Source organism: Zwartia lucis, assembly GCF_965234455.1.
GTDB classification, from domain to species: domain Bacteria; phylum Pseudomonadota; class Gammaproteobacteria; order Burkholderiales; family Burkholderiaceae_B; genus Zwartia; species Zwartia lucis.
Genome location: NZ_OZ248473.1, coordinates 805,408 through 828,690 on the forward strand (window position 1 = coordinate 805,408; position 23,283 = coordinate 828,690).

Consider the following 23,283-nt stretch of genomic DNA (forward strand, 5'->3'; position numbering starts at 1 on the left):
ATTGACCACTTAGGCAATTTAATTAGTTGCTGGGCACACAAATGATGTCCCCTGAGGTTTTGCCCTTCAAGGTGAGATCATTAAGTTCCTGACGGCGATGATTCAGGAAAAACTCATCTCGGGGGTGTAGGTCAGTCAAAACAAGGTCATCGGACTGAGCCACTGGCAAGGGCTTAAAGTCGATTGTCCGATGAACGAGTGACGCATAGTCAGTGAAGTCAGGGTTACCACGCAGCAAGTGATCCGACACGGAACGCTCTTTTAGGCGCGAAATAATCATCTCGGCGTTGACATCAATCGGCGTCTCACTGCCTAACATGATGCGCGCAGGCATAATCAAAACCGAATGCGCAAAGGCCGATCGAAACGTCTCCGCACTTCGGCAGGTGGGCGTCCATTGAATGTAAATCCCCTTAGGCGCTAAGCGGGCACGTGCTAGTCCCAAAAACTCTTGGCTATAGAGCATGCCGCTCAAAGAGGCTTCTGGCAGAATCGCATCCGCTTCAATAATGTCGTAGCGGCGTGGCTCCTTCGCCAACAAACGCCTGCCATCCGCATACTCCATCGTCCAGCGGGCATTGGTCATCATCTGTCCAACTGGGCCGTCTGGCAGCACTTTGGCAAGTGCAGCGTGAACCCCGATAACCGGTTCAACGAGCTCAACCGCACGGACCCGAGTCTGTGGCAATACGGCAGCTGCCCAAGGCGTGCCGCCGCTGCCAACGCCAATGACCAAAACATCGCGTGGGTCTGGATGTACCAAAGGCCCTACAGCGCCAAGCAATTGGTGAATGGATAGGAAGGGAACTCGTCCCTGAGAAAATCCTTGAATAAAGAATGGCCCTTCTAATAAACCGTCCGCGCGGCGGTCAGCCCGAAACAAAGCCACCCCAGAACGGTCCTCAGCCCACGACACGTGATGGCCATCGCTTTGCAGGTGTGTACGAGACCAAAAAGCAGCATTCCCCGGCAGAACAATCAAGGCCACCAAGCAGACTGTACCGACCGCGATTTCTGGCCATCGGCGCCATCGACTGGTTGCCAACCACCCAAGGATCAAAAGGATCGACAACACGGCCAGTGCCTGCAACGTACCTGCCGTTCCAAGCCATTGAAGGGTAAAAAGCCCCGTGCCGATCGCACCGAAGGCATTACCCGCAATATTGGCCAATTGAACCCATCCCACGCGGGCACCCACCTGAGAAAGATCTTGTTGCACGGCGCGTTGAACAAACGGAAAAGTCATGCCGATCAAAAATGCCGCTGGCCCCACAACCACGCCCGTCAACAAGAACATGGCTACCAGGGATTGGGGACGCATGCGTTGCTGGTCAACCGACAAGTAAGTGGTTAACGGTTCATAGGGCAATGCCCACCAAGCCAGCAGCAAGAAGACCGCACCAACCGCAAACCCACCGGCTTGAGCCATAAAGAAAGCAGGCCTAGGATCCGCATAACGCTGCACCAACCTCGAAGCAAGCGCCATACCCAAGCCATCAGCCAATAGAAAAACGCTCAGCACAGTTGGAAACAAATAGGCGTGAAACATGCCGACTTGCCCAATAAATCGCACCCAGACGATTTCAAGGGCAACGATCACATATCCCGACATAAAAACCAACACACACCACAGACCCAACCGACCAAAGGGATCTGGCGCAGCGATTTTGGTCTGAACCACTTTTTGGGGGCGTTCGCGGCTTGTCGTCGACAACATCGTGAGAACGATCATGACCGCCAATACATCCAACGCAGCAGCCAGCATCAAGGCACCAACAAACCCCAACTCGCCCACCAAAATCCAGCCTCCCAACAAGGCCCCGAGACCAGCGCCTAGTGTGTTTAGGCTGTACAGGCGGCCAATGCGCTGGGCGGCGGTTTCAAGCGACGTGGCAACGGCTCTTGAAAGCAGGGGCAAAGAGGCGCCCATCAGTGTGGTTGGCAGCAATAGTCCAGCAAAGCACAAAACAAAGATCGCCGTTGGGCTATCAATCACCCCAGCCAAATCGGTTGCCAAGAAGTCGTACAAAAAGAATTTTGAGGCGAGCGCGAAGGCGGCCACCGCCGTTTCAGCCACAGCAAATCCAATCAGCGCCCCTCGAGGCGAGAGTCGATCTGCGAGCCACGCACCGAGAATGGAGCCCACCCCTAGGCCTGCGAGGAAAGCGCCCACCACGAGCGAGGCCGAAACTGTATCGGATCCGGCGAATACACCGAGCATGCGTTGCCAGATAATCTGGCACAAAAGCGCAGCAAATCCAGAGACGAAAAATGCAAGGGTTAACTTTGCCATGGGCAATGTGGGCGGTACTGATTGACTGAAATCGGTGGGTGTGACCAAATCGTCAGAGCGGCTCATATTTACTTTTAATGATAATTGTTCACTAATGAAGATAGTGAAAACAGTAACTTATCTTCAAAAAAGATCTACGTGTAATATTTCGGCTAGTGCCAGTGTAGTTTTTTCATCCTTGCAAGTTTTTTTTGGTTGCAGGGATGGCTTGCCAAAAAGCATTAGCGGCAGCCGATTGAATTTCTGACTGGCGGTATAGTCTCACCTCTAGCTCGATGTCCCAGGACGCGTCCGCGGCATGGACTATGCTCCCCGAAACGAGCTCCTCTTCGATGAGGCCTGTTGGTAACCAAGCAAGCCCCCGCCGCTCGAGAACCATCGTTTTAAGTACGGTTGCCAGGTCCGCGGTGAACACCGGATCGACAGCACAGTTAGTGGGTGCAACCTCTTTCATTGCTCTGACAATTCTGCCTAGGCCTGAGCCCGCACTGTAGGCGAGCAGCGGGACAGGCGCCTGCGCATCGGCGATTAGGCTAAACAAAGGTCTCTTATCATCAAAGTTCGGAGCAGAAACAGGAATTAACGCCTCTGTCCCAATCGTTATGGATGTAAAGTCGGGAGTGTCAAGAGTTGAAGGAACCGATGCGTGCGCGTGCGTCAACAGAAAGTGCGTCTTGCCTTGTTGCATTAAGGACTCGCACCGTTGAAATACATCGGAGACGAGCTCGATCCCTCCAAAAGTGATCTGAGACTCCATTGCTCGGAGCCATTTGGGTAGGAACGTAAAAGATAATGCATGCGTGGAGGCAAAGCGTAGTTTGTTTGAGTGCGCCTGGGAAATGGCTTGAGCTTGCGCTGGCAAATTTTCAATATCTACTAACACTCGTTGCGCCACGCTCACAAACCAAAGACCTGATGGGGTTAACCCGAGTGGTTGGTGTGTTCGGTCTAATAGTTCTACCCCAAGCCACTCTTCGAGTGCGCGAATACGTCGGCTAAATGCGGGCTGTGTCATGTGCCGCTCTTGAGCCGCACGAGAAAAATTTCCGGACTTCGTCAGAACAAGGAAGTCCTCTAACCAGATCGGGTTCATAGACCGTGCTTTTTCGGCATAGAAGTCAAAGTAAATAGCATTGGAAATCAGGCCTCTTTTCAAGCATAGTATGACGTATACACATTAACGGGCAAATTTTGCCGTCAACGACTAAGGAGCTACGCGTGCCGTCCATTAGTAACTATAAAGGAATCATCCCCGCGATTGCGTGTCCGTTCACCGTCGATCATCAAATCGACGAGCCAGGCTTGCGGAAACTAGCGTCTTGGTTGTCCAAGCAGCCCGGCGTTGTAGCCGTGATGACTAACGGACATACCGGCGAAGTATTTTCACTAACTCCCGATGAGCGAGCCCATGTTACTCAGATTGTTGCGAGTGAGATTGCCCATCGTACGCCTGTTGTGTCATCGATCGTGTGCGAAGGGTTGAAAGATGCCCGCGTGCATGCCGAGATGGCAAAAAAGGCAGGTGCAACAGCCTTGGACGTCATGCCACCCCATCATTGGTTGCGTTTTGGCTTTCGCGCGAGTCATGTCAGAGAATATTTTGAGGCTATTGCCGAGGTTGATCTGGATCTGATTGCACACGTCTATCCTGCGTGGACACGCGCCTCGTATTCGACTGCGACGATGGCCGAATTAGCCAAACAGCCCTATCTTCAGGCATTCAAGGTTGGTCAGCGAGATATGAACAAGTACGCGGCTGACGTAAAAGCGGTGCGTGACGCTGATCCGACAAAAGCGATTCTTACTTGCCACGATGAATACCTTCTAGCATCGATGGTGCAGGGTGTAGACGGTGCACTGGTAGGTTTCGCGACATTTATCCCCGGGTTGATTAATGACTTGTGGCAAGCCGTGCAAGCTGGTGACTTAAAAAAGGCAATGCAAATACAAGCAGTGATCACGCCATTGAAAGATGCGGTTTATGGCGGTGGGGAACCCACGGGTGAGGCGCATGCTCGAATGAAAATGGGGATGTATTTAGCTGGTGTGATCGATACGCCGACGGTTCGCCCACCCACTGAGATGCCGAGCGATGCCGAGACGAATCAGTTACGTGCAGCGGTGGCAAATGCAGGTTTATTGAAACGTTAATGCAGGCTAATGATTTAATGACTGGAGACTCACATGCAATTTAAAAAAACATTAAGAGTAGTTCTGGCTGCATCGGTGGCTATGTTATGCGCGACCGCTAGCGCACAAACCTACCCAACGAAGTCCGTCAATATCATTATTCCTTTTCCTCCTGGAGGGACTCTTGATATTGTTGGACGTATGCTGGCTCAAAAGCTCACTGAGCAAACCGGTCAGTCTTTTGTTGTTGAGAACAGGGCGGGGGGCGGCGGTACGATCGGAGCTAATGCAGTGGCGAAAGCTTCCCCCGACGGTTACACACTTTTGTTTAGTGCCTCTACATTCACGATTGCTCCTATGCTAGTTAAAGGCGTGCCGTACGACGTCGAAAAAGATTTCATCCCTGTATCTATGATCGCGAAAGCGCCACTTGCTGTCGCAATTGGTAATCATGTCCCTGCAAATAATGTTAAAGAATTAATTGCTTACGGCAAAGCGAATCCAGGCAAGCTGTCATTCGCGATTGGATCTTCTGGATCGGCTGGTCACCTTTCAACAGAGCTCTTGAAAAAAGCGGGAGGAGTGTCAGCTGTTGTGATTCCATATAAGGGCTCGTCACCGGCTTATATTGATTTGGTGGGTGGGCGCATTGATGGTTTCATCGATCCGATCTTGGGTTCGCAACCTTTTGCGAAAGCCGGCAAACTGAAGGTGATCGCGGTCACGTCAAAAGACAGATTAGCAAGTATGCCTGGCATCCCAGCCGTTTCTGAGTCTGTTCCTGGTTATGAGTTTTATAGTTGGTACGGGCTTTGGGCACCGGCGGGCACGCCAGCCGCTGTCGTGACTAAGCTTAGCTCAGAGGCCTTGAAGGCGTTGACGGGTGATATGGCGAAGAAGCTTATCGAGCAAGGACTGATCGTAGAGCCGGGTACGGCTGCTGATTTTGCCAAGTTTCAAAAGGCGGATATGACAATGTCACAGACCATTATTAAAGAGGCCAATATAAGTGCACAGTAAGTTCAGTGCGCTTGTCACTGGGACGAGTTCCGGAATAGGTCGCGCGATTGCGCACGACCTATTGTCTGACGGTTATTCGGTGCACGGCCTTGATATTGCTGGTGCAACAATCGATCATCCACGTTTTATTCCCCATGTCGTTGATCTGAGCGATGTATCGGCCGCGCAAGCCGTAGCAGCGTCTTGCGCATCGATTGGCGTGTTCGTTCACGCGGCAGGTTTGCTCCGGGTTGCACGTCTAGGCGCGCTCTCTGCAAGCGATTTGGAGCTTATGTGGAAAGTGCATGTTGCAGCTGCGAGTGCAATTGGTAATTGTTTAATTCCAAAAATGACAGAGCAACAATTCGGACGTGTGGTGTTGCTTGGCAGTAGAGTTTCGGCTGGTATCGCAGGTCGGAGCCACTACGCTGCGACCAAGTCCGCATTGAACTCGCTCTCGCGCAGCTGGGCTGCTGAGGTTGTGCGCGCGGGTGTCACAGTGAACGTCGTATCACCCGCTGCGACCAATACCGGGATGCTGACACAACTCGGACGCACTGCTGCGCCGCCTGTGCTACCACCCATCGGCCGGTTAATTGAACCACAAGAAATTTCATCACTTGTTCGCTATCTGATCGGCCCTAACGCTGCTGCCATTACCGGTCAGAATATTCAAATCTGCGGCGGATCTTCACTCACTTGAACAAAAAATTTTCGCTATGAAAATCGTAGAAATCCGAGAGTCAACACGTCCCATCAAATCTGATATCCGTAACGCGTACATCGATTTTTCCAAGATGACGCTAAGTTTGGTCGCCGTCGTGACCGATGTCATCCGCGACGGCAAGCCGGTTGTGGGTTATGGCTTTAATTCGAATGGGCGCTATGGTCAGGGTGCGTTGATGCGTGAGCGGTTTATTCCGCGCGTAATGGAGACAAAACCTGAGACACTGCTCGACGCTCGAGACATCCTCTGCCCCCACAAGGTTTGGGAAAGCATGATGCGTAATGAGAAGCCCGGCGGCCATGGTGAGCGCTCGGTTGCGATCGGTACCATCGATATGGCGGTTTGGGATGCGGTGGCCAAGATTGAAGAAAAACCTTTGTATCAGATACTCGCCGAGCGCTACGGCAACGGTCAGGCTAACCCAAAAGTCTTTGTGTATGCCGCAGGGGGTTATTACTACCCAGGCAAAGACTTGGATGGGCTGAAGTGTGAGATGTTGAGCTATCTTAATCGGGGTTACTCGGTCGTCAAGATGAAGATCGGTGGCGCTTCACTTGCGGAAGACTGTACGCGGATTGAGTCGGTCTTGAAATTACTTGGACCGGGTCAGCGATTGGCGGTCGATGCGAACGGGCGCTTTGATTTGAAGACAGCGATTGCCTACGCCAAGGCTCTATCGCCCTACAATTTGTTTTGGTATGAAGAGGCGGGCGATCCGCTTGATTACACCTTGCAAGCGGAGCTTGCTAACCACTACCAGAACCCCATGGCGACCGGAGAAAACCTATTCTCGATGCAGGATGCACGCAATCTGATTCGACATGGCGGGATGCGTCCGGATAAAGACTGGTTGCAGTTTGACTGTGCGTTAAGTTACGGCCTAGTGGAGTATTTGCGCACGCTCGAGATGCTTAAGGAATACGGCTGGTCTGCAACGCGGTGTATTCCCCACGGCGGACACCAGATGTCCTTGGCGATTGCAGCAGGCCTGGGGTTGGGTGGAAACGAGTCTTATCCAGACTTATTTCAACCCTACGGTGGCTTTCCGGACGGCGTAAAAGTGGACAATGGCTATGTGACCTTGCCTTCCCTGGTCGGTATTGGCTTTGAGGGCAAGTCAGACCTGTATGCAGAGATGAAAAAGCTCTCGTCCTGAGCGCCGGGATGGGGCGGCCTCCCTAATGTGTAAGTGATAGAAGAACCACTAACGACCTATTTGACGCCTGAAAGACTCCGATCGCCTCGAAGCAATTGAGGCCATCGAGACTGCATCACTTCGCAACGTATCGAGGTGCTTAGACATACAACTCGCTGCAAGCTCTTGGTTCATTTCTAATATTCCACGCAATACCATTGCGTGCTCTTGAATCGAAATTGCCATTAATCCCGCGTGGAATGTAACCTCTTTACGGTACGCCTCTAGGCGATTGCGTAATCCTAAGGTTTGTTCTTGTAGATGACGATTGTGACTGGCTCCATAAATACACTCGTGGAATTTTGCGTTCGCGCGATAGAAAGCCTCAGGGTCATCTCGATCTGCTGCATCAATACACTCTTGGTGCGCTTGTGTTAATGCCAGTCGATCTTGAGCGTTATGTCGACGCGCAGCTAGACTTGAACACGCAGCCTCTAGAAACCCCATTACTTCAAACATTTCGATCACAAGGGCTGTACCAAGCTGAATAACAAAAGCACCTTGTCTTGGTTTGATTTCGATTAAGCCTCGCGCTGCGAGTTGTCGTAACGCCTCTCGAACAGGCGTACGAGAGGCACCAAAACGGTTACAAAGCCACTCCTCTTCTAGGTGCATGCCCGGGGAAAGTTTTCCATTACCAATCTCAAGCGAAAGCGTCTCGACCATAGAAATCGACAAAGGCTGCTTAGAGCTCTTAGGCTGTTTCAAACCATCAGACTTAGGCATGTCTACATCAAAGGCAGAGGTGGGTTTAAACATATATTGTGCGTTTGTTTAGGCACCAGTGCGGTGCATTTTTAAAAGTACAGCAAAAAAAATAGTCATTTGTGCTCCGACAATGTGCGTTATGTATTTCCATCGCAGTCAGCAATCAAAAGCATAAGCAATATTTCTCTTGACGTATACATGATATTTGTTAGTGTAAAGGCGTACAACCCCTTACCTTTCCCTGCTCAAAAGGAATGCTCATGTACCAAACACGTCGAAGCTTCATTAAATTAGCTGGCACTAGTAGCGCAATTGCGGCTCTCGGTATTTCAGCACCGAGTATTGGTCAAAGTGCAAACAAGATTACTTTCACGACCTCTTGGTTACCCGAAGGACCAAACCTTTTCGCCTATGTCGCTCGAGATAAAGGGTTTTGGAAAAGCAATGGGCTTGATGTCACTGTCGCACGTGGTTCGGGCTCGGGCCCAACCGCACAAGCCGTGGGAGCAAACACTTTTATGTTTGGAATGGGCGCGACACCAACGGTCATGGTCCAAGCTGCAAAAGGGCTACCCATCACGTCTATTGCACAACTCAATTACGACGCTCTCATGGGTGTCGGTGTATTAGCTAATTCGCCCATTAAAACGCCAAAAGACCTCGAAGGAAAAAAACTTGGCGCAAGCGTCGGATCCGGTGAGTATCCATTCTTACCCCTTTACGCCAAAAAAGCAGGTTTCGACTTCAGCAAAGTCACGCTCGTACAACTAGACTCTAAAGTTCGAGATAGATCGCTGATTGAAAAACTTGTTGATGGAGTTGCTGCCTTCGGATCGAGCACTATTCCCTCCCTTGCCGCCAATGGAGTCGATGTACGTTTTATGCTTTTTAAAGCGGTAGGACTTGAGTTTTATGGACAGTCATTAATCACTCAAACAGCGCGCGTTAAAGCCGAACCTGCAATGTGCCAAGCTTTTGTAAATGGTGCGATGCAAGCTATTCAGTTTGTGATGACCAATCCCGAGGAGGCCTTGGCTATATTTCTAAAAGCAAATGATGAAGTGGCAATGACCTCGTCTGGCAAAAGATACGCACAAATTGGTCTTGGCTTGACCAACTTAACGAATATTGTCCCTGAAGTAATCAATAACGGACTGGGCTGGGCAGACCCAGCGAAAATGAAAAGTCAGGCAGAGATCGTACTCGAGTTTGCAGCCGGTCAAGGTGCAAAACTACCAGAGATGAGTTCGCTATTTACAAATCAGTTCGCTGGGAAAATCAAACTGTCGGAGGCGCAGCTTACGCAAGCTAGAAAAATGATTGAACCGTACCGCAAATATGTTGCGTAATCGAATTGCGTTTAACGGCAAGATCTTTCGAAGCTGATGAAGGCGTCCATGCATTACATCTCTGCAACTGATGTTGAAAAGACCTACCAAACTCCCAGCGGCCCCGTACACGCGGTAGCTGGGGCTACTTTTAGTGCTTCAGAAGGTGAATTTATCTCGCTTCTCGGGCCTAGTGGTTGTGGGAAAAGCACTTTGCTCATGATGCTTGCGGGGCTGGAACAACCTACAAGCGGCAGTTTTTATTTGGCTGGGCGTGATGTGGTCGGACCTCGCCGGGAGACTGGAATTATTTTTCAGGATGCAACGTTGCTTCCATGGAAATCAGTCTTGGAAAACGTTATGTTCCCCATCCAGATATTAAAACTATCAGAGAAAGACTTCATTGATCGAGCAAACGAACTACTCAACCGAGTGGGTCTGTCTAATTTCTCTGCAAAAAGACCTCATGAATTATCTGGCGGAATGCGACAACGTGTGGCCATCTGTCGCGCACTGATTCACGATCCAAATATTCTATTAATGGACGAGCCCTTTAGTGCTTTAGATGCGATCACCCGCGATCAAATGAATATAGTCTTATCTGAACTACTCGAGCGCTATCGCAAGACTGTCATATTTGTCACGCATAGTATTCGCGAAGCAGTCTATTTATCTGACCGAGTACTCGTGATGGGTGGAAAGCCCTCCTCCATCATCTTGGACTTAAAAATTCCATTCAAACGCCCCCGTCAATTTGACATCGAGGAAACTGCGGAATTTGGCGCCTTGTGCCGCGAACTACGCCTAACGATAGAGCGTGCACATCATGAATAAAAATAAAAACAAGATGGGAGTCGGAACCGAAACGGGGGCGCTCGTCGGCGGCAACCCAAAATCCGAGGCTTTCTCGCGCGATAGCTTGACAGCGAATGCTCGCAGTATATTCTTACCGATCCTACTGGCTCTTGGCGTGCTAGGGTGCTGGGAACTCGCTGTGCGCATGAGCAATATCCCACAGGTCATTCTTCCCGCACCGACAGCAATTCTAGAAATTATTGTTGCGCAGCACGAGATTCTGCTGCGACATGCTATTCCAACTGTCCTAGAGGCAGCAGCCGGCTTTCTGATTGCCTCCACACTCGGTATTTCACTTGCAGTGTGGCTAAGCTACTCTCGCCTTGCGCGCGAAGCACTGTATCCAAATCTTGTATTTTTTCAATTAATCCCAAAAATCGCTCTTGCACCGCTCTTCATCATTTGGCTCGGTATCGGCTCAGAGTCTCGTTTAGCATTTTCTGTATTCATTAGCTTTTTCCCAATCGTCATTGCCACGACAGCAGGTTTTTCTAATGTGGATCGCAATATGATTAAGCTGTGTAAGTCACTCACTGCGACAGAGTGGCAAACGTTTACAAGCGTTAAATTCCCAAGCGCACTACCCTACATCTTTAGTGGGATGAAAGTTGCGATGACACTGGCGATTATCGGCGTCATCATTGGTGAATTTATCACTGCACAACGTGGATTAGGGTATCTCATCGTCTTTGCGACCGCGCGAGCAGAAACAGGTGTTGCTATGGCAGCTATCGTTATTCTTTGCGGCGGCGGACTGTTACTTTATGGCGTTGTCGCGCTTGCTGAAAACCTAGCGAATCGCCGTTATGGCGTGCCACGCGGTTAATAATTTTGCAAAAAATTTAATTTCATTAAAGAGACAATAATATGGACCTTCAGCTAAGAGGCAAGTCAGTTCTCATTACAGGCGCATCCAAGGGCATAGGGCTTGCAACAGCCGAGTCCTTTGCTGCTGAGGGCTGCGAACTCCATCTGACGGCGCGCTCAGCGGATGCGTTGGACGCTGCCAAGCAAAACCTAAGTCAAAAATATGGGGTAACAGTTCATATTTATCCTTTGGATTTATCTCAGTCTGAAAATATTAATGTCTTAGCTAATCAGGCACCGAACGTCGATATTGTCATCAACAATGCTGGTGAAGTTCCATCAGGACCCATTGAGTCACTATCAGAGGATGACTGGCGCCGTGGATATGACCTTAAGCTTTTTGGCTACATCTTCCTCACCCGCGAAATGTACGCTCGAATGAAAGCTCGACGCTCAGGCGTCATCATTAACGACATTGGAAATTCAGGTGAAAACTGGGATGCAAACTACATTGCCGGAAGCACAGGAAATGCTGCACTGATGGCATTCACTAAAGCCCTTGGTGGACAGAGCCTAGATTACGGCGTACGTGTGGTCGGAGTCAATCCTGGTCCCGTGGAAACCGATCGAATGATAAAGATCAACAAACGACGTGCTTTAGATCTGTGGGGCGATGAAAGTCGTCACATAGAGCTACGAGCCAAATACCCGGGAGGACGTCCAGCGAGCTCACAGGAGGTGGCTGATCTGATGGTCTTCTTAGCATCACCCCGTGCTGCCTACATCACAGGAAGTATCGTGACGATTGATGGTGGCATCTCGTCCAGAGGGTCAATCATTAAAGAAAGTGCATTTAGTTCTGATTGATAGGGATACCTTGCCTGATCACTCGTCAAATCATAAAAAACTTTAACTTAAGAGGCCTCAATATGAGCTGGGCTACAACATCCGACAATATTCGTCTGTACTACGAAGAAGCAGGTACTGGCACACCTATTGTCTTCGTTCATGAGTTTGGCGGGGACTGGCGCAGCTGGGAGCCCCAGATGCGTCACTTTTCTCGGCGACATCGTTGCATGACCTTCTCCGCGAGAGGCTTCAAACCCTCGGACATCCCGCAAGAGGTCAAAGCATATTCTCAAAGACAAGCTGTTCTTGATATTCTTTCTGTCATGGATGCAGCAAAAATCGAGCGTGCGCACACTGTTGGTCTATCAATGGGAGGCTTCGCTACCTTACATTTCGGATTAGTTGCTCCACAACGCGCTCTATCGCTCACTGTGGCGGGCGCAGGATACGGCGCAGAAAAACACACAGAAGAGTATTTTCGTAAGCTTTCACTAGAAGTTGCCGATCAGTTCGAAACCTTAGGAAGCGAGACATTCGCTAAAACCTATTCACTCGGAGCATCGAGGGTTCAATACCAGAACAAAGATCCCAGAGGCTGGCAAGAGTTTGCTATTCAGCTCGGTGAGCATGACAGCACCGGTTGCGCAAACACGATGCGTGGCGTTCAAGCCGAACGCCCCTCCATCTATGACTTAGAGGCTGACCTAAAAAAGATGACAGTGCCCACTTTAATCATGGTGGGAGACGAAGATGACCACTGCCTTGCGCCAGGCATCTTCATGAAAAAAACAATCCCCACGAGTGGTTTAATTATCATGCCCAAAACTGGTCATACTTTAAATCTCGAAGAGCCAGATCGCTTTAATCGTGATTTGAGTGAGTTTATAGACACTGTTGAGGCGGGTAGATGGCTGTCGCGAGATCCTCGTGCTATTGGCTCAGAAATTATGAAAACATCATAGTTTTGTATCAATAGTTGCATGAAGATGTAGCCCATTTGTATACCGACAAAGTCTCGGAGTTAAGGCATAAACCAGTCCAAGTTTTTAGCCGCACCTCTCTTGAAATTAGCGCTAGTTGATACCCCATTTTTAGTGCTAGTATGGGATCAAAGGAGATGCCATGAGTACGCCACGGTATTGATTTGATATTGAGCTAGAGCTTGCCAAGTTTGCTTCATTTGGCATACGCTCAAATCGGTATCCGTCAAATCGACTACCGCACAGAAAACGCCGGCGGCTACATGGCAGACGTATACGTATGAACCAATCGAATCTGCCTTTGTCCGGCAAAGTGGCTTGGGTGACCGGGGGCTCAAGTGGTATTGGGCAGCATTGCGCCATCGGACTCGCGCGTGCTGGTGCACGGGTGATTATCTCGGGGCGTCGCATTGAGTCAATCAATGCCACTATTGCGGCAACCACCGCCACAAACACTGCTGATCACCCTAGCGTTGACATTTCCGGGATGGCCGTTGATGTTTCAGACAAAGAAGCAGTACAAGCCGTGGCCACTGAGATCGCAGATAAATATGGGGCAATCGATATTTTGGTTAACTCAGCCGGTATCAACGTCCCCAATCGTTCATGGGCCACACTGGATACTGAGGCTTTTGATCGTGTCGTGGCGATAAATTTAAATGGCAGCATGTACTGCATGTTGGCTGTTCTCCCTGGCATGCGGGCCAAGAAAAACGGTCTTATTATTAACGTCGCCTCTTGGGCAGGGCGGTATGTGTCTGGCCTGACTGGTCCCGCTTATACCGGGGCCAAACACGCATTGGTGGCCACGGCTCAATCATTAAACATGGAAGAGTGTGTCAATGGCATTCGTGCCAGTACCATTTTGCCCGGCGAAGTGGCAACACCCATTATGCAATCTAGGGCCGTGCCGCCAAGCCCTGAGGAGCTGGCCAAGATGCTGCAGCCCGAACAAGTTGCCCAAGCGGTGCTGTTCGTAGCCCAAATGCCGCCATCTGTTTGTGTGAACGAAATCCTCATCAGTCCCACTTGGAATCGTTCATACCCGAGCGTTCAGGCGATGAGTCGCTGAACGCTCGGGATGTGATAACACTGAAGCTTGACCGACTCACCACATAAGGAAAAACACCACAGGTGAAGGACCAAATCCAACGCACGAGGAGACATACAATGAAAGAAGCAGACGCTGCAACCGTTGTTAAATCTGACTTACCTGTGTACGCAAACAGGCAAGCTTGGTACGGCCCTGATATGCAAAAAAAAGGGGGCTGGATTCATCACTTTTCGCCACAGGAATTGAACGAAATCGATGACTGTGTGCACCGCGCTGACGCGACCGGTAAAGACATTTTGGCGTTCACAAAGGACGAACTTGCCCTGCCAAGTCTTGAGAAACGACTCAACACGGTCAGAGAGGAGTTACTCAATGGCACGGGATTCTTTGTTTTTAAAGGTATTGCTGTCGATCGCTACACCATCAAGCAAGCAGCACTGGCGTATTGGGCCATTGGTTTACAACTTGGCGTGCCAGTTTCACAAAACGGCAAAGGCCATGTACTGGGGCATGTGGCCAATCTAGGAGTGAATTACGCCGACCCTGAAGTGCGCGGTTATCAAACCTCGGCAAGATTGGGATACCACACCGATTCGTCAGATCTAGTGGGGCTATTGTGCTTGCACACCGCCAAATCAGGAGGCTTGTCTTCGATTGTTAGCTCAACCACGCTTTGGAATGAGTTGGTTAAGCGCCGCCCAGACCACGCTCGCCTTTTGATGCAGGCGTTCAACCGGACCCGCTGGGGTGAAATACCCGGCAACATGCAAGCATGGGGTGCAAATCCTATTTTTGCGCCCCTTGATGATCGTGTCATTTCGTCGTACGTAAGAAGCGCCATCAAAAAAGCTCAAGACATGCCCGAGGTCCCTAGGCTAGCCCCCGAGCAAATTGAGGCGCTTGATCACCTCGACGCGCTCGCAGCAGACCCAACCATTCACCTTGACATGGTGCTTGAGCCTGGTGACATCCAATTGGTCTCTAACCACAGTATTTTCCACTCGCGAACGGCCTACGAGGACTGGCCAGAGCTCGAGCGGCGACGACATTTATTGCGGCTGTGGCTGGCCTGTGATGATGGACCCGCCCTGCCTGCAGCCATGTTTGGGCGCTTGGGGCTGACTGACCGTGGCCGGCCCAATGGCATCTGTGTGCCAGGAGTTGAGTTTGTGGCTGAACTCAATCCCAGCTGAGTAAAGGTTTTGGGTTGATTTGATTTCACGTTGTCTTTTAATCGATATTAGGATTGAAACATGAAAGCACTGATTCGTCTTTTGGCTACAGTCGTCTGTCTAAGCCCCATGATTGCGGCAGCCTATCCTGAAAAAACCATTCATGTTTTGGTACCTTATGGCTCGGGAGGTGCGGTTGATTCCCATGCGCGCATCATCACTGAGCATATGTCGCAAACCCTAAGACAACCGATTGTGGTCGTTAACCGCCCAGGCGCTGGCGGGAACATCGCGCATAGAGAAGTGGCAATCGCTGCCAAAAACGGTTACACGTTACTGGCGAGCTCAAGCGCAACAGCCTTAAACCCGTTGATCTACAAAGCCCCTGGCTGGCAAAGTGATGACTTAGCTCCGATTGTCAGAACAGGCACTTCACCGAATTTGATCGTGGTGTCGAGCAAGTTGGGCGTTAACAACCTGAAGGCATTGATTGATTTGGCGAAGTCCAAACCAGGTGAGTTGCCCACACCAGTCACCGGTCTGGGATCTTCCCAAGCGATGGGCCGAGAAAACTTCTCTCATGCTGCTGGTATTCATCTCCTAGACGTGGGTTACAAGGGCGGCACCACATTCATGACCGACCTCATTGCAGGGCGTCTGGCGTTATCGGTATCGCCCCTGAGTGTGGTGATTCAGCAAGTCGAGCAAGGTTCGCTAGTGGCCCTGGCCAACACCGGCGAGAAACGCTCACCGCTGGCACCCAACATCCAAACTGTTGCTGAACTGGGGTTTCCCGAGGCCACATCGGAGAGTTGGTTCGGTCTACACGCGCCCGTTGGCACGCCCGCACCTGTTCTTCAGGCACTGGCTGACGCTGCACAAAAAGCAGTTAACGATCCAGCCGTGCAAAAAAGAATCCGTGATGTTGGCGCCGAACCAGCCTACCAACCCACGGGGGAGTTTGTGATCTTTCTCGGGGAAGAAAAGGAACGAGGTCAACGTTTTCTGAAAAATATTGGACACGTTCCACAATAGTTTAAATTATTGCTGCGAAGTTCATTGGTAGATAGTGATGAATCTCTGCACTGTTGCAATTCTGCCGGTATAAGCTTGATCGATGGATCACGCTCATGCTCACTCCGCATGTGCGCTTTGCTGTCGGGAAAGGTAAGATATGCGGAATTCTCGGGTTTCCTCAAAAACCTGTGGCAGCAGACGTCCATTGGGAAGCGTAAGCCAGGTGCGCAGTAAGTGTCGCTTGGGGGCAGGATCTGCGTAATCCTGATATTTCGTTCTCGAATGCAAAATGCCGTAGTTGTTCCCCACCTGAATATCACCTGGCTGCATACTAAAGCTCAACTGCACCTGTGGGTCTCTGCAAATGCTCTCAAAAAGATCCAACGCCTGTACCTGCTCCTCAGTCAAACGGGGAACATCGTCAAAACGCTGCGCGGTGTTGATGTAGCGCCGCTTGTACAACGCACTCACCTTTGCGTCATGCACGTTCATGACAGGGATGCTCTGAATCTTGAACCCCAGCGGGTGCTGCTCCCGGGTATCAAAGTGAAAGGGTTGTTGCAACACATCGATCATATCGGGGCGGGTTCGCAGAATCTCGTTAAAGATAGTGGCCACGCTAACCAGCTTGCTCACCCCTCCATGCTCAGCTGTCCGAAGGCAAAGCAACATGAACGCATCACCCCCATCGTTGTGAAACGTCAGCTCATCGTCGGTCTGAAAACCGCGAACCTCTCCAGCAGCAGCTACCTGTTGACCAGTGTTGGTCACATCATGAAGCAGGCTCCCTGCCTTGTCTTGTGGCTGAGGCGTACCCATGTGCACGGATAATGCCCAGAAAACCATTCTGGCCTGAGCAAGCGAATAGTTCTGTACCGGCACACCTCGTAAAACCGCAAACCCTCTGCCGCCCTCGAGATGCTCTCGAATGTCATTGAACTTTGCCGAGATTCTGGGAAGATGGAAGTCATCCTTGGTCATCTGTAGCAACTCAGGGAAAGGGACTTCGGGTTTCTGTGCAATCGCATTGATCTCGCGGATTTCGTCTTCCGAGAATAAGCTCATCCACTCGCTCTCGTCCTTAAAATCCGTTACTTTCCAAGCCTGTAATCCCGTTAAGATTTCATTCATCATTCATGTCTCCAGTTCTTTTAAATTGAATGGTTTAAACCCGATGCGCTTAGCTACCCTTTCTGACCAGGGAAGGAATTTTTTGAACAAGCTGCTTCCACATATCGATCGAGGCGTCGATTTCCTGATTCGTAGCTGGACCGTCGGACCAGTCTGCCTGAGCACCAAGTTTTGAGACTCGCTCGGCAAAGTCAGGATTCGAAACCGCGATCTTGGTCGCCGCGCTGAGCTTTTTGACGATGTCAGCTGGTGTACCTGCAGGGGCAAAGAGCGAGAACAAAGAGGACAGCTCAAACTCGGAACCGGCTTCCACAAAAGTGCCTACATCTGGCATCGCAGCAAGACGACCTTTCGAAGTCAGACCGATCGCCTTGAGCGAACCCGACTCTACCAGAGATTTGAGCAGTGGCGCTAGCGCGAAGACCATATCCACCTGACCTCCGATCGCGCCATTGGCTGCCTCACCACCACCTTTGTAAGGCACATGAAGAATCTCAAAATCGGCCTGACTAGTCATGAGCGTAACGTAGTTCTGAAGCTGCGCGCTCGCGACCGTGTACTTGCCCGGATCTTTGCGAGTCATCTCGAGCATCTTAGAGACATCCGAAAAAGGGGCTGCAGGATTGGCTGCCAGAATAAAAGGCATTCGTACGATCGAGGCCACCGGTTTTAATTGGGTGAAAGGATCAAATGTTGGTTTAGGCCCAAGAATGGTGTTGAGGAAAGGTCCAAGGGTTCCAAACAACAGTGTGTACCCATCAGGACTCGCCTGAGCAACAGTGCCTGACCCGATGTTGGTCGCTGCCCCGCCTTTATTCTCGACAATGACAGGCTGCTTGAGTTCAGCCGACAGCCGCTCTGCATATAACCGCGCGATGAGGTCAGTAGTGCCACCTGCCGGATAGGGCACAACGAGCTTGACATGCTTATCCGGGTAACGGTCCGCTGCATGAGCGCCAGTCGAGACCAGGCAAGTGGCAGCGATGAGCCCTGAAACAAGACCTCTCTTGGTGTTGAACATTGTTATGTCTCTAGATTATGTTTTTTGTGAAGCAAATAGACCCTTACTGAAACTGTAGACTCCAGATATAACTCGGTCAAGCGAATAATTTCAATGAATTTATTTACTCAATGATAAACATTACACTTAAGCAACTTCGAGCACTGGTTGCCATGGCCAGCGAGGTTTCGCTCACACGGGAAGATGCTCTTTTTTCTGCCGATCGTAAAAAGAACTCTGAACGAGCTCGAGAGCGCCATAGATGGTGCGGTCGATCATCGCTTTGCGCTCGGCAATCCCGCCTTGGCGAACGCTCGTTCGAAAAAATCGACTTCTAGCGTCAATTGCCCAATCTTGGCATGTAAATCTTTGACTTCACCCTCAGATACCGCGCCAACGGGTTCTTTGCCAAAGCTTGCTGCCATATTGTCGATTGCTTGCTGGCGCCATTGCGAGATTTGGTTCGCATGCACTTCAAGCTGTTCCGCCAATTCCGCGAGGGTCTTATCTCCGCGTAGCGCAGCTAACACTACCTTGGCCTTGAAATCGGCCGTGTGATTCCTTCTGGGTCGTCATCATTACTCTCCTGGGCGCTCCGCGCCAAAAAGACCAATGACTTTTTATAACTTATCGGGCTGTCTAGTTTGGCCAGACCGGCTCTGCCTGTGACTGGTATGACGAGGCACGCTACAGAATGCGTTCAGGGCTTACACCAGAAGTTAAACGCATTGGCGACATTGCACGTGAGACATTCCGAGACCTTTCAGAGTTTGAAGCGTGGTGTAATGAGCGTTTAGGTCGAACACCTGCAGCATCTAAGCTGCTGACCTTTGCTGCAGCGTGGCAACGCATACAGACAACAGCAAACATCTAGTTGCGTGGGATATCTAATGTAGTAACCCGAGTCAGCTCTCGCTTGTAAACAACATCATCAAATGGGCGGGCTCTGTGCATAGTGGTACGGTTATCCCAAATCAAAAAATCACCCAGTGTCCATTCATGATAGTGGACAAACTGAGGCTGAGTGGCATGCTCCATCAAATCCTTAAGTAACAAGCGACCCTCAGGTATTGGCCATTCAACCACGTAATCAGCATGAGAGGCTAAGTAGAGTGCTTTACGCGTTGATCCTTCAATCATTTTTACTAATGGTTGGATTGCCCCAGGGAGCTTAACCCTCTCCTCTTCGGCAAAATCAAATCCCATGGTATGGCGTGAATACACAATTGAATGAAATACATGTAAATCAGCAATAGTTTTTTTAGCTCCCTCGTCCAACTCATCATATGCCGCACGCATATCAGCAAATTCAGTATCTGCACGCACAGGCGGAATATTACGAGCATAAAGCATTGAATAACGTCCAGCCGGATTCACAAATGAGGCATCCGTATGCCAAATACGATTACTAATATTATTCATGCGGCGCCGATCATTCGACGACATAATGTCACCTTCTTGAGTCACATTTGAAATGTCAGTTAATGCATCATTGCCAAATCGATTCTTTCCTACTGCCGAATTAGATGTTTTTGAATGCAGTTCACCATCGAAGCGTTTAGCAAAATCAAGTTGATCCTGATGTGAGAAGTGTTGACCCTTAAACACTAAAACGCCATACTCATTCATACCCTTGCGAAGTTCTTCAAACGTCGCCTCATCACTCACTTCACGTAGATCGATAGGACTAATCTCAGCCATGAAATTTGGATGTAATTTTTTAAAAGTGATTGACATATTCTATCTCGCTCGTATATTTTATTTTCATCACTTTTAGATTAATGCGTGTGATACCGCTAAATCTAGTCTAGTGTTACGTTGTTATCTCGCGCTACTTTCCCCCATTTAGCGATCTCAGATTTGACATAAGAATCAAACTGCATTGGCGTAGAACCTACAATTTCAGCACCCAAACCTTTGAGTCTTTCTGCCACTTCCGGAATCTTCAATATTTTTAAGATTTCTGCATTGAGGCGATTAATAATTGCGGGGGACGTACCAGCGGGAGCCATAATGCCACCCCAGGAGACCGCTTCAAATCCGGGAAGAGTTTCGGCAACTGTTGGAACATCAGGGAAAGATGGTAGGCGTTTATTACTTGTGACGGCGAGCGCTCGCAATTGTCCTGAACGCACATGAGGAGCTGCTGCTATTGCCGTTGGAAGCGCTACAGTCACCTGCCCCGACATCACATCCACAAGGCCTGGGGCATCTCCCTTGTAGGGCACGTGCACCATCTTAATACCAGCCATTGAATTAAAGAGCTCGCCAGAAAGATGGTTTGATGAGCCATTTCCAGCTGAAGCAAAAGTTACTTTTCCAGGATTGGCTTTCGCGTAGGCAATCAATTCGGCAAGCGAATGAATTGGTTGTGATTGCGCCACCACGATAAATTGCGGAACGATGGTGGTTAACGTAATCGCTGAGAAATCTTTAACAGCATCGTATGGCAGCTTTTTGTATACGACTGGATTAATTGCGTTGGGTCCTAAATTCGCCATCAAGAGGGTATAACCATCAGGCGCTGCACTAGCAACATATCTAGTTGCAATAATGCCGTTAGCTCCGGGTTTATTCTCAACTACCACTGACTGGCCCATTGACTCAGAGAGCTTTGATGCAATTATTCTCGCAGTCACATCAGAAGCACCTCCTGGCGGATATACAACAATAATTTTAATGGGCTGTTTTGAGGGCCAAGACTGCGCACTTGCAGTTAGCGGCAGGACTGCAGCAATACAGGACAACACCACAAAGCGAATAATCATGTAAAAAAGATTCATTTTGGTTTAGCCTTATTAAATTCCACAGATCCGAATAGCATCAAGGATTCTGTACAATTAGTTTATAAAAAAATTCAAATTGCTAATTTACTCTTACAGCTTTTATCAAAATAGTTAAAAATACATTAACGGTCAAAACACGCTGAAAAGGGGTTGCTACTTAGCTTTTCTGAAAGCCCATAAAGTAGTTTCTAGCTTGAAATTACTGCGGCACTTTATATCTGTCATATTTAAACTTCCAAGATTGCACCATTAGCTACTAGCTGTTTTTGAAGGGTATTGATTTGAATTTCATGAATGCCAACTTTTGTAGTGACTGCAATGGCAGCTGCCTCTCCAACCGCTTGTCCCATAGCAAAACACTGAGCTGTTACACGAATTGAGGCTTGAGCTGCATGCGTTGCTGAAGCGCAGCGCCCTGCGACCATTAGATTGTCAAATCCAGGGATAGTGAGCGAGCCAAAAGGAATTTGGAAATAACTGCCTGGCTTGAGCCAAATCCACTTTGTTGCCCGTCCTGCTGCGTGATCCTCCATAGGCCATGCACAGCATGCAATTGCATCTTCAAATCTTGCCTCACCTAAGACATCCTGTTCTGTTAGAACGTAGTCTCCGAATGCTCGCCTACTTTCCCGGATTCCAATTACCGCTCCGGTATCGATCACATAAGCATATTCAAACCCAGGCACATATTGTTGAAATGCTTTTAGGTATGTTTGCACCTGCTCCCGACCCATTGCTTCAGCTCTTGATATCTGACTAACATCAAAAGGATTGGGGGGCACTCCGTCGATGGAAACTTTTGTAATATTCAGGTGCGCTAGACCTGGACGCTCAGTAAATACCCCGCCAGCAGTCCGAGGAAGATCAAAACCATTTTTGACAGCCGCCTCGAGACTCTCACGAAGATCTGATCTATTTAAGGTATCCAGCGTTTTTGTGTCCACACCGGCAAAACGAACCATAGTAGTAGGAAACTGAAGATCGCCCAGGCTTAGCTCGTAAGGCACCTTTGCATGATGAAGAAGATCTGCATCTCCGGAGCAATCAATAAATATCTTTGCCTTAATAGCAAGCCGTCCTTGCTTAGTCTCAATAAGAACCGCCTCTACCTGGGACCCCGCTACCTGAGCCCCAACTAAGAGTGAATGATAAAGCACTTCCAATTTAGAATCACTAACTAGCTGATCCAATGCTACTTTCATTAGGAATAAGTCATATGGCAAAGAGGCTGTCTCAAGCCAGCGCTTTGGTTGCTCATCGACCCCGCCGAGCACTTTTAGACGCTCAATGATTTCTGAGCAGATGCCGCCAACCACTTGCGTAACAGCATCTTCAGTAACGGTATAAAGACCACAAATACTTCCTAGGCTAACCGTGGTTAAGGTTCCACCTAGAAATCCCTCTCGCTCAAGTAGCAAAACCCTCATTCCCGCCCTGGATGCACTAACAGCAGCAGCCACTCCAGCAGGGCCACCGCCTACAACACATACATCCACATTGCGAATGACTTCAGTCTCGCGTTGAGGCTCATGAATGCTTGATGTAAATACCGAAGGCATAAGAAATGATAAAAAATGGTTACGTGTTTATTCTAGCAACAAAAATAATAAATTCAATTAAATTGTAGTACCTCTGGTAATCAACTTATTAAGAAGGACCTCATTCTTAGGCTCTAGGCTCGGATCGTTAATGCGGTCTAAAAGTCGCTCAACTGCAAAGTCGACCATCTCTTGTATTGGCTGACAAACAGTGGAAAGGTTGATGCAATCCCACCCTGCCATGGGTATATCGTCATATCCAATAACCCAAAGATCTTTTGAAATTTTTTTCCGAATTTCTTTGCAACATCTAGCGCTCCAATTGCAAAAATATCGTTTGTACAAAACACAGCATCTAGATGAGGATTATTGTTATGCAGCTACATCATCCCGTCATATCCAGTCTCGTATAAAATTCTGCATTTTTCGGCCGATGTCGCGAGCTTCAAATTTGGTATGTGCCGCAATAGCTAACTGCGGAAGTCTCTTTCGCGCTCTCGAATGTTGCTTGCATTCGAATGGGCTGAACGTAAACCAATATTCATACGCTTACGATTAATAAAATATTGAGCGACCATCTCGCCGCCTGCGAAATTATCACTAACGATAGCGGACTTTTCTGACTTGCCGCTCAGCAAATTGCTGACACTTCTCTGCGCTACTTCCAAACGCTCTGTAACTTGAGACTGAGTCAACCCACTCAATCTGCAATCT

At 49.4% G+C, this 23,283-nt stretch carries 22 protein-coding genes and 1 pseudogene; 13 read left to right on the forward strand and 10 right to left on the reverse strand.

The annotated features are described in order from the left end of the window. Positions 1 to 22 precede the first annotated feature (22 nt). Together AC8GE9_RS10170 and AC8GE9_RS10175 are read right to left on the reverse strand one after the other, a co-directional pair. Positions 23 to 2,359 carry a fused MFS/spermidine synthase gene (locus AC8GE9_RS10170; protein ID WP_506677052.1) on the reverse strand — a complete coding sequence of 779 codons (2,337 nt, stop codon included), beginning with the start codon at positions 2,357 to 2,359 and terminating at the stop codon, positions 23 to 25. Between the two features lie 106 nt (positions 2,360 to 2,465). Then, a complete protein-coding gene (locus AC8GE9_RS10175; RefSeq protein WP_506677053.1) occupies positions 2,466 to 3,386 on the reverse strand; it encodes a LysR family transcriptional regulator in 921 nt (306 codons plus the stop codon). Positions 3,387 to 3,511: 125 nt separating this feature from the next. On the opposite strand from AC8GE9_RS10175, the gene AC8GE9_RS10180 reads away from it, so the two are divergent. The 4 genes from AC8GE9_RS10180 to AC8GE9_RS10195 are packed head-to-tail and all read left to right on the forward strand — an operon-like array spanning position 3,512 to position 7,305. Continuing rightward, the gene (locus AC8GE9_RS10180; RefSeq protein ID WP_506677054.1) at positions 3,512 to 4,444 is read left to right on the forward strand and encodes a dihydrodipicolinate synthase family protein; all 933 of its coding nucleotides are present in this window, start codon (positions 3,512 to 3,514) and stop codon (positions 4,442 to 4,444) included. 33 nt (positions 4,445 to 4,477) lie between these two features. Further along, a complete protein-coding gene (locus AC8GE9_RS10185; RefSeq protein ID WP_506677055.1) occupies positions 4,478 to 5,443 on the forward strand; it encodes a Bug family tripartite tricarboxylate transporter substrate binding protein in 966 nt (321 codons plus the stop codon). Then, entirely contained in the window at positions 5,433 to 6,125 is a 693-nt protein-coding gene (locus AC8GE9_RS10190; protein WP_506677056.1) for an SDR family NAD(P)-dependent oxidoreductase, read from the forward strand. The genes AC8GE9_RS10185 and AC8GE9_RS10190 overlap by 11 nt, the downstream gene beginning before the upstream one ends. Before the next feature lie 16 nt (positions 6,126 to 6,141). Beyond that, a complete protein-coding gene (locus tag AC8GE9_RS10195; RefSeq protein WP_506677057.1) occupies positions 6,142 to 7,305 on the forward strand; it encodes a mandelate racemase/muconate lactonizing enzyme family protein in 1,164 nt (387 codons plus the stop codon). Positions 7,306 to 7,353: 48 nt separating this feature from the next. Here the strand turns inward: AC8GE9_RS10195 and AC8GE9_RS10200 are convergent, their stop codons facing one another. Further along, complete coding sequence (locus AC8GE9_RS10200; RefSeq protein WP_506677058.1) at positions 7,354 to 8,103, reverse strand: GntR family transcriptional regulator; 750 nt, start codon at positions 8,101 to 8,103, stop codon at positions 7,354 to 7,356. A 209-nt stretch (positions 8,104 to 8,312) separates the two neighbouring features. Between AC8GE9_RS10200 and AC8GE9_RS10205 the strand changes: the two genes are divergently transcribed. The 8 genes from AC8GE9_RS10205 to AC8GE9_RS10240 all read left to right on the forward strand — a co-directional run bounded on the left by AC8GE9_RS10205 (position 8,313) and on the right by AC8GE9_RS10240 (position 16,132). Then, positions 8,313 to 9,401 (forward strand): ABC transporter substrate-binding protein, encoded by a 1,089-nt coding sequence (locus tag AC8GE9_RS10205; protein ID WP_506677059.1) that lies wholly within the window; start codon positions 8,313 to 8,315, stop codon positions 9,399 to 9,401. 48 nt (positions 9,402 to 9,449) lie between these two features. Beyond that, positions 9,450 to 10,214, forward strand: coding sequence for an ABC transporter ATP-binding protein (locus AC8GE9_RS10210; RefSeq protein ID WP_506677060.1), 765 nt, complete (start codon positions 9,450 to 9,452; stop codon positions 10,212 to 10,214). After that, the gene (locus AC8GE9_RS10215; protein WP_506677061.1) at positions 10,207 to 11,061 is read left to right on the forward strand and encodes an ABC transporter permease; all 855 of its coding nucleotides are present in this window, start codon (positions 10,207 to 10,209) and stop codon (positions 11,059 to 11,061) included. Before AC8GE9_RS10210 ends, AC8GE9_RS10215 begins: the two co-directional genes overlap by 8 nt. Before the next feature lie 41 nt (positions 11,062 to 11,102). After that, positions 11,103 to 11,909, forward strand: coding sequence for an SDR family oxidoreductase (locus AC8GE9_RS10220; RefSeq protein ID WP_506677062.1), 807 nt, complete (start codon positions 11,103 to 11,105; stop codon positions 11,907 to 11,909). A gap of 62 nt (positions 11,910 to 11,971) precedes the next feature. Next, positions 11,972 to 12,853 carry an alpha/beta fold hydrolase gene (locus AC8GE9_RS10225; protein ID WP_506677063.1) on the forward strand — a complete coding sequence of 294 codons (882 nt, stop codon included), beginning with the start codon at positions 11,972 to 11,974 and terminating at the stop codon, positions 12,851 to 12,853. 298 nt (positions 12,854 to 13,151) lie between these two features. Further along, positions 13,152 to 13,943 carry an SDR family oxidoreductase gene (locus AC8GE9_RS10230; protein ID WP_506677064.1) on the forward strand — a complete coding sequence of 264 codons (792 nt, stop codon included), beginning with the start codon at positions 13,152 to 13,154 and terminating at the stop codon, positions 13,941 to 13,943. 98 nt (positions 13,944 to 14,041) lie between these two features. Next, positions 14,042 to 15,118, forward strand: coding sequence for a TauD/TfdA family dioxygenase (locus AC8GE9_RS10235; RefSeq protein ID WP_506677065.1), 1,077 nt, complete (start codon positions 14,042 to 14,044; stop codon positions 15,116 to 15,118). A gap of 60 nt (positions 15,119 to 15,178) precedes the next feature. Continuing rightward, positions 15,179 to 16,132: a Bug family tripartite tricarboxylate transporter substrate binding protein gene (locus AC8GE9_RS10240; protein ID WP_506677066.1), complete on the forward strand. Its 954-nt coding sequence runs from the start codon at positions 15,179 to 15,181 to the stop codon at positions 16,130 to 16,132. A 99-nt stretch (positions 16,133 to 16,231) separates the two neighbouring features. Here the strand turns inward: AC8GE9_RS10240 and AC8GE9_RS10245 are convergent, their stop codons facing one another. The 3 genes and pseudogenes from AC8GE9_RS10245 to AC8GE9_RS10255 form a co-directional block, all read right to left on the reverse strand. Next, positions 16,232 to 17,179 (reverse strand): TauD/TfdA family dioxygenase, encoded by a 948-nt coding sequence (locus AC8GE9_RS10245; RefSeq protein WP_506677067.1) that lies wholly within the window; start codon positions 17,177 to 17,179, stop codon positions 16,232 to 16,234. 115 nt (positions 17,180 to 17,294) lie between these two features. Beyond that, entirely contained in the window at positions 17,295 to 18,266 is a 972-nt protein-coding gene (locus tag AC8GE9_RS10250; protein WP_506677068.1) for a Bug family tripartite tricarboxylate transporter substrate binding protein, read from the reverse strand. A 246-nt stretch (positions 18,267 to 18,512) separates the two neighbouring features. Further along, positions 18,513 to 18,775, reverse strand: a pseudogene (locus AC8GE9_RS10255) (transposase); the annotation flags it as partial. 164 nt (positions 18,776 to 18,939) lie between these two features. On the opposite strand from AC8GE9_RS10255, the gene AC8GE9_RS10260 reads away from it, so the two are divergent. Further along, positions 18,940 to 19,119, forward strand: coding sequence for a hypothetical protein (locus AC8GE9_RS10260; RefSeq protein WP_506677069.1), 180 nt, complete (start codon positions 18,940 to 18,942; stop codon positions 19,117 to 19,119). On the opposite strand, the gene AC8GE9_RS10265 is transcribed toward AC8GE9_RS10260, so the two are convergent. The 4 genes from AC8GE9_RS10265 to AC8GE9_RS10280 all read right to left on the reverse strand — a co-directional run bounded on the left by AC8GE9_RS10265 (position 19,116) and on the right by AC8GE9_RS10280 (position 22,914). Continuing rightward, complete coding sequence (locus tag AC8GE9_RS10265; RefSeq protein ID WP_506677070.1) at positions 19,116 to 19,982, reverse strand: TauD/TfdA dioxygenase family protein; 867 nt, start codon at positions 19,980 to 19,982, stop codon at positions 19,116 to 19,118. The genes AC8GE9_RS10260 and AC8GE9_RS10265 overlap by 4 nt on opposite strands. Before the next feature lie 65 nt (positions 19,983 to 20,047). Continuing rightward, positions 20,048 to 21,028 (reverse strand): Bug family tripartite tricarboxylate transporter substrate binding protein, encoded by a 981-nt coding sequence (locus AC8GE9_RS10270; protein ID WP_506677071.1) that lies wholly within the window; start codon positions 21,026 to 21,028, stop codon positions 20,048 to 20,050. A 230-nt stretch (positions 21,029 to 21,258) separates the two neighbouring features. Then, complete coding sequence (locus AC8GE9_RS10275) at positions 21,259 to 22,590, reverse strand: FAD-dependent oxidoreductase (protein WP_506677072.1); 1,332 nt, start codon at positions 22,588 to 22,590, stop codon at positions 21,259 to 21,261. 57 nt (positions 22,591 to 22,647) lie between these two features. Further along, positions 22,648 to 22,914, reverse strand: coding sequence for a substrate-binding domain-containing protein (locus AC8GE9_RS10280; RefSeq protein WP_506677073.1), 267 nt, complete (start codon positions 22,912 to 22,914; stop codon positions 22,648 to 22,650). Positions 22,915 to 23,283: the final 369 nt, after the last annotated feature.